The sequence below is a fragment of the Pseudomonas sp. UBA6699 genome (assembly GCF_002454615.1).
GTDB classification, from domain to species: domain Bacteria; phylum Pseudomonadota; class Gammaproteobacteria; order Pseudomonadales; family Pseudomonadaceae; genus Aquipseudomonas; species Aquipseudomonas juntendi.
This window is the reverse complement of the sequence record NZ_DKJF01000086.1, coordinates 1-5,216: the sequence shown is the minus strand read 5'-3', so window position 1 is coordinate 5,216 and position 5,216 is coordinate 1. Positions and strand designations below refer to the sequence as shown.

Here is a 5,216-nt window from a genome sequence, read left to right as displayed (position 1 = left end):
TCGACTTTCGACTTTCGACTTGCTGCTTGCCGCTTGCCGCTTGCCGCTTGCCGCTTGATACAAATCAACACAGATTCCTACAGACGCCCATAGACTCCGGTTCACTGCTGCTCTTTCCGGGGACCGCCCACATGCTCGACGACATTCGTTGGGATACCGACCTGATCCGCCGCTACGATCTTGCCGGGCCACGCTACACCTCCTACCCGACCGCCGTGCAACTGCACAGCGAGGTGGGCTCCTTCGACCTGCTCCACGCCCTGCGCGAAAGCCGCCGGGCGGTACGCCCGCTGTCGCTGTATGTGCATGTGCCGTTCTGCGCCAACATCTGCTACTACTGCGCCTGCAACAAAGTCATCACCAAGGACCGCGCCCGCGCCGCGCCGTACCTGCAGCGCCTGGAGCAGGAGATTCAGCTGATCGCCTGCCACCTGGGACCGAAACAGCGGGTGGAACAGCTGCATTTCGGCGGCGGCACCCCGACCTTCCTCAGCCATGTGGAACTGCGCCAGCTGATGACTACCCTGCGCCAGCACTTCCACTTGCTGGACGATGACTCCGGCGACTACGGCATCGAGATCGACCCGCGCGAAGCCGACTGGTCGACCATGGGCCTGCTGCGGGAGCTGGGCTTCAACCGCGTCAGCCTCGGCGTGCAAGACCTCGACCCCGCCGTACAGCGCGCGATCAACCGCCTGCAAAGCCTGGAACAGACCCGCACCCTGATCGAGGCGGCGCGTACCTTGCAGTTCCGCTCGATCAACCTCGACCTGATCTACGGCCTGCCCAAGCAAACCCCGCAAGGCTTCGCCCGCACCGTCGAAGAGGTGATCCGCCTGCAGCCCGACCGCTTGTCGGTGTTCAACTACGCCCACCTGCCCGAACGCTTCATGCCGCAACGGCGTATCGACAGCAGCGACCTGCCCAGCGCGGCCGCCAAGCTGGAGATGCTGCACGCCACCATCGAGCAGTTGACCGCCGCTGGCTACCGCTACATCGGCATGGACCATTTCGCCCTGCCCGACGACGAGCTGGCCATCGCCCAGGAAGAAGGCACCCTGCAGCGCAATTTCCAGGGCTATACCACCCACGGGCACTGCGACCTCATCGGCCTGGGCGTGTCGGCCATCAGCCAGATCGGCGACTTGTACTGCCAGAACAGCAGTGACCTCAACACCTACCAGGACAGCCTGACCAACGCCCAGCTGGCGACCCAGCGCGGCCTGCTGTGCAACCATGACGACCGCATCCGCCGGGCGGTCATCCAGCAACTGATCTGCCATTTCCAGCTGGATTACGAACCCATCGAGCAAGCGTTCACCATCGATTTCCGCGGTTACTTCGACCACCTCTGGCCAGAGCTGCTGACCCTGCAGCGCGACGGCCTGATCAGCCTGGACGACAAGGGCATTCGCATTCTCCCGGCCGGGCGCCTGCTGGCGCGTTCGGTATGCATGGTGTTCGATGCCTACCTGGCGATGCAGAACCGCCAGCGTTTCTCCCGGGTTATCTGAAAAGCGAGACATTCAACCGCATGGACACGCCACCTTGCCGGGCACACTATGGGCGAACGAGGACTCCCGGCAGGGCATCTGCCGGGGTTTTGCCAGCGCGCAGCATCGATGCGCACTCTGGCCTACACCCTGTGTCGTAGGTTACCCTTACGACTTATGTGTGCTTTCCCACAAGGATCGATCCAAATGTCCGAGCCAGTCAAACTGCGCCCTCACAACCAGGCCCATTGCAAGGATTGCAGCCTGGCCCCCCTGTGCCTGCCTCTTTCACTCAACCTGGAAGACATGGATGCACTGGATGAAATCGTCAAACGCGGGCGTCCGCTGAAAAAAGGCGAGTTTCTGTTCCGCCAGGGTGACAATTTTGGCTCGGTCTACGCGGTACGTTCCGGCGCCCTGAAAACCTTCAGCCTCAGCGACAGCGGCGAAGAACAGATCACCGGTTTCCACCTGCCCAGCGAACTGGTCGGCCTGTCGGGTATGGACACCGAAGCCTACCCGGTGTCGGCGCAAGCTCAGGAAACCACCTCGGTGTGCGAAATCCCCTTCGAGCGCCTCGACGAACTGTCGGTCCAGCTCCCGCAGCTGCGCCGCCAGCTGATGCGGGTAATGAGCCGTGAAATCCGCGATGACCAGCAAATGATGCTGCTGCTGTCGAAAAAAACCGCCGACGAGCGCATTGCCACGTTCCTGGTGAACCTGTCGGCGCGCTTCCGCGCCCGCGGCTATTCGGCCAACCAGTTCCGCCTGAGCATGTCGCGCAACGAAATCGGCAACTACCTGGGCCTGGCAGTGGAAACCGTGTCACGGGTGTTCACCCGCTTCCAGCAGAACGGCCTGCTGCGCGCCGAAGGCAAGGAAGTGCACATCCTCGACCCGATCCAGCTGTGTGCGCTGGCCGGTGGTGCAATGGAGGCCTGAGACCGGTATTTAGCGGGTATACTTGGGCATTCGTTTTCCCAGGATATCCGCAACAATGCACAGCGACGCCTTCGACCTCAAAGCCCTGATCCGCCCGGTGGTGGACTTCCCCAAGCCCGGCGTGATCTTCCGTGACATCACCCCGCTGTTCCAGTCGCCGCGCGGGCTGCGCTATGTGGCCGACCAGTTCATCGAGCGCTATGTCGAGGCTGAGTTCAGCCACATTGGCGCCATGGACGCGCGGGGTTTCCTGATTGGTTCGATCATCGCCCACCAGTTGAACAAGCCACTGATCCTGTTCCGCAAGCAAGGCAAGCTGCCAGCCGACGTGCTGAGCGAGGGTTACCAGACCGAGTACGGCGAGGCCTTCCTGGAGGTGCACGCCGACAGCCTGTGCGAAGGCGATTCGGTGTTGATTTTCGATGACTTGATCGCCACGGGCGGGACCTTGCTGGCAGCGGCCAACCTGGTGCGCCGCACCGGTGCGCAAGTGTTCGAGGCCGCCGCGATCATCGACCTACCCGAACTGGACGGTTCGCGCCGGCTACAGGCGGCCGGGGTGCCGACCTTCTGCCTGACCGAGTTTTCCCTCAGCGAGTATTGAGTTGCAAGTTGCAAGTTGCAAGTCGCAAGTCGCAAGTCGCAAGCTACAAGCAAAAGCCGATCTGCTTTTGCTTGTAGCTTGTAGCTTGTAGCTTGTAGCTTGTAGCTTGTAGCTTGTAGCTTGCAGCTTGCAGCTTGCAGCTTCAGAGCGAAATCGGCCGCCGCCCGGCAAAGGCATGGGCCAGTGTTCCGCCATCCACCAGTTCGAGCTCCCCGCCCAGGGGTACACCATGGGCGATGCGCGAGGCCACCAGGCCTTTTTCATTGAGCAGTTGCGCGATGTAATGCGCCGTCGCCTCGCCTTCCACGGTCGGGTTGGTCGCCAGGATCACCTCGGTGAAGGTACCCTGCTCTTCGATCCGCGCCATCAGTTGCGGAATGCCGATGGCCTCCGGCCCCAGGCCGTCCAGTGGCGACAGGTGGCCTTTGAGCACGAAGTAACGGCCGCGGTAGCCGGCCTGCTCGACCGCATACACATCGGTCGGCCCCTCGACCACACACAGCTGGGTGTCGTCACGCCGCGGGTCAGCACACTGTGGGCACAGGTCCTGCTCGGTCAAGGTGCGGCACTGCCGGCAATGCCCTACCCCTTCCATGGCCTGGGTCAAAGCCTGGGCCAGGCGCAGCCCCCCGCTACGGTCACGCTCGAGCAGTTGCAGGGCCATGCGCTGGGCGGTTTTCTGGCCTACACCTGGCAAGATGCGCAGGCCGTCGATCAATTGGCGGATAAGGGGGCTGAAGCTCATGGGGAAGGCCTGACAATTCAATAAGGGGCGGTTTATACCCAGCGGGGGCAGTGGCGTCAAATCAGCCTCCGGGTGAGAGCGCGCCGGGTCAAGAATAATGACCGCGGCGGCTGCGAGTACGCACAAAAAAACCGCCGCTGGTGTCAGCGGCGGTTTTCGAGGGCGCATGCCTTAGAACGGCATCTTGAAGCCCGGCGGCAGCTGCATGCCGGCGGTCATGCCGCCCATTTTTTCCTGGCTGCTCTGCTCCACCTTGCGCACTGCATCGTTCAACGCAGCGGCGATCAGGTCTTCCAGCACTTCCTTGTCATCTTCATCGGTCGACATCAGGCTCTGGTCGATGCTGACGCGCTTGACGTCGTGACGACCGGTCATCACCACGCTCACCAGGCCGCCACCAGACTGGCCGGTGACTTCGGCGTTGGCCAGCTCTTCCTGCATTTTCTGCATTTTTTCCTGCATCTGCTGGGCCTGCTTCATCAGGCCGGCCATGCCACCTTTCATCATGGGGGTATACCTCGATTGGGTCATTTGATGCGGCCCGGCGCCGGGCCGGCCGCAGGGTTATCCGTTACTGGCCCTGGTTGGCCAGGGCTTCTACAGGCTCAATAGTATCCTGCCGCACCTTGGCACCGAACAACTTGATCATCTGCTGGATCAATGGATCCTGCTCGATCGAGGCGACGGCGCCCTGCTGACGCTCGGCCCGCTTGCGCGCGGCGGCCTGGGCCGGGGTTTCCTGCTCGGGCAGGACCAGTTCGATGCGCAGGTTCAACGTGCGCCCCAGATGCTGGTTGAGCGCCTCGTTAAGGCGCCGCTGCTGGGTCGTGTTGAACAGCGCACCCTGGCCTGGGTCCAGGTGCAGCAGCCAGTCGTCGCCATCGGCGGCAATCAGCGTACAGTTTGCTGCGATGTTGCCTGTCATACCCGAGACAGGCAACTGTGGGAATAATTCCAGCCATTGCAGGGCCAGACCGGTGGCCGGCTTGGCGGCTGGCAACGGGGCAGGCGCGGGCGCAGGGGCTTCTTCCTGAACGTGTTCGGCCAACTCGTCGAGGTAGCTGAAGCCAACCGGATCGCTTTCGCCGCCGTAGTAGTCTTCGTCCAGCGGCGGCTCGTCGTCCCGGTCCATGCCAACGGCGGCGTAGGCAGACGGGTCGAAAGGCGGCTCGTCATGCACGGGAGGCGCGGCCGTAGGCGCCGCCTGCGGGGTCGGCCGCGGGGCTGACGCGGGCTCGGCAACAGGCTCTGCAACAGGCGCGCTGGTCGGGGCTGGATCCTCCCACGGCAGGTCGACCACCTCGGCGACGGGCTCAGGCACCGAAATGGCCTCGACTTCGGCCCTCAGCTCGGCGTCTGCGGGCAGTTCGGGCTCATGGTCCACCGTGGCTGGCGGCGGCACTACCAGCGGCGCGGGCGCAGCGGGCGCAGC

General features: G+C 63.2%; 6 protein-coding genes. 3 read left to right on the top strand and 3 right to left on the bottom strand.

The window, feature by feature from the left end; genetic code table 11:
• Positions 1–131: 131 nt before the first annotated feature.
• From hemN to B3361_RS16920, 3 genes are all read left to right on the top strand, one after another.
• Positions 132–1,514: an oxygen-independent coproporphyrinogen III oxidase gene (gene hemN, locus B3361_RS16930; RefSeq protein WP_054905804.1), complete on the top strand. Its 1,383-nt coding sequence runs from the start codon at positions 132–134 to the stop codon at positions 1,512–1,514.
• A 186-nt stretch (positions 1,515–1,700) separates the two neighbouring features.
• Positions 1,701–2,435 carry a Crp/Fnr family transcriptional regulator FnrA gene (gene fnrA / locus B3361_RS16925; RefSeq protein WP_009683909.1) on the top strand — a complete coding sequence of 245 codons (735 nt, stop codon included), beginning with the start codon at positions 1,701–1,703 and terminating at the stop codon, positions 2,433–2,435.
• A 55-nt stretch (positions 2,436–2,490) separates the two neighbouring features.
• A complete protein-coding gene (locus tag B3361_RS16920; RefSeq protein WP_009683910.1) occupies positions 2,491–3,039 on the top strand; it encodes an adenine phosphoribosyltransferase in 549 nt (182 codons plus the stop codon).
• Between the two features lie 142 nt (positions 3,040–3,181).
• Here B3361_RS16920 and recR read toward each other — a convergent pair whose 3' ends face one another.
• The 3 genes from recR to B3361_RS16905 all read right to left on the bottom strand — a co-directional run.
• Positions 3,182–3,784, bottom strand: a complete 603-nt coding sequence (recR, locus tag B3361_RS16915; RefSeq protein WP_009683911.1) for a recombination mediator RecR — start codon at positions 3,782–3,784, stop codon at positions 3,182–3,184.
• A 171-nt stretch (positions 3,785–3,955) separates the two neighbouring features.
• Positions 3,956–4,291 (bottom strand): YbaB/EbfC family nucleoid-associated protein, encoded by a 336-nt coding sequence (locus B3361_RS16910; protein ID WP_003254305.1) that lies wholly within the window; start codon positions 4,289–4,291, stop codon positions 3,956–3,958.
• A gap of 64 nt (positions 4,292–4,355) precedes the next feature.
• Positions 4,356–5,216 (bottom strand): DNA polymerase III subunit gamma/tau C-terminal domain-containing protein (locus B3361_RS16905; RefSeq protein WP_286920283.1); only part of this gene is annotated, 861 nt, incomplete at its 5' end.

Bases quoted from the DNA above. Each gene is read 5' to 3' on its own strand.
- hemN (WP_054905804.1), top strand. From the start codon at position 132: ATGCTCGACGACATTCGTTGGGATACCGACCTGATCCGCCGCTACGAT.
- recR (WP_009683911.1), bottom strand. From the start codon at position 3,784: ATGAGCTTCAGCCCCCTTATCCGCCAATTGATCGACGGCCTGCGCATC.
- fnrA (WP_009683909.1), top strand. From the start codon at position 1,701: ATGTCCGAGCCAGTCAAACTGCGCCCTCACAACCAGGCCCATTGCAAG.
- B3361_RS16910 (WP_003254305.1), bottom strand. From the start codon at position 4,291: ATGATGAAAGGTGGCATGGCCGGCCTGATGAAGCAGGCCCAGCAGATG.
- B3361_RS16920 (WP_009683910.1), top strand. From the start codon at position 2,491: ATGCACAGCGACGCCTTCGACCTCAAAGCCCTGATCCGCCCGGTGGTG.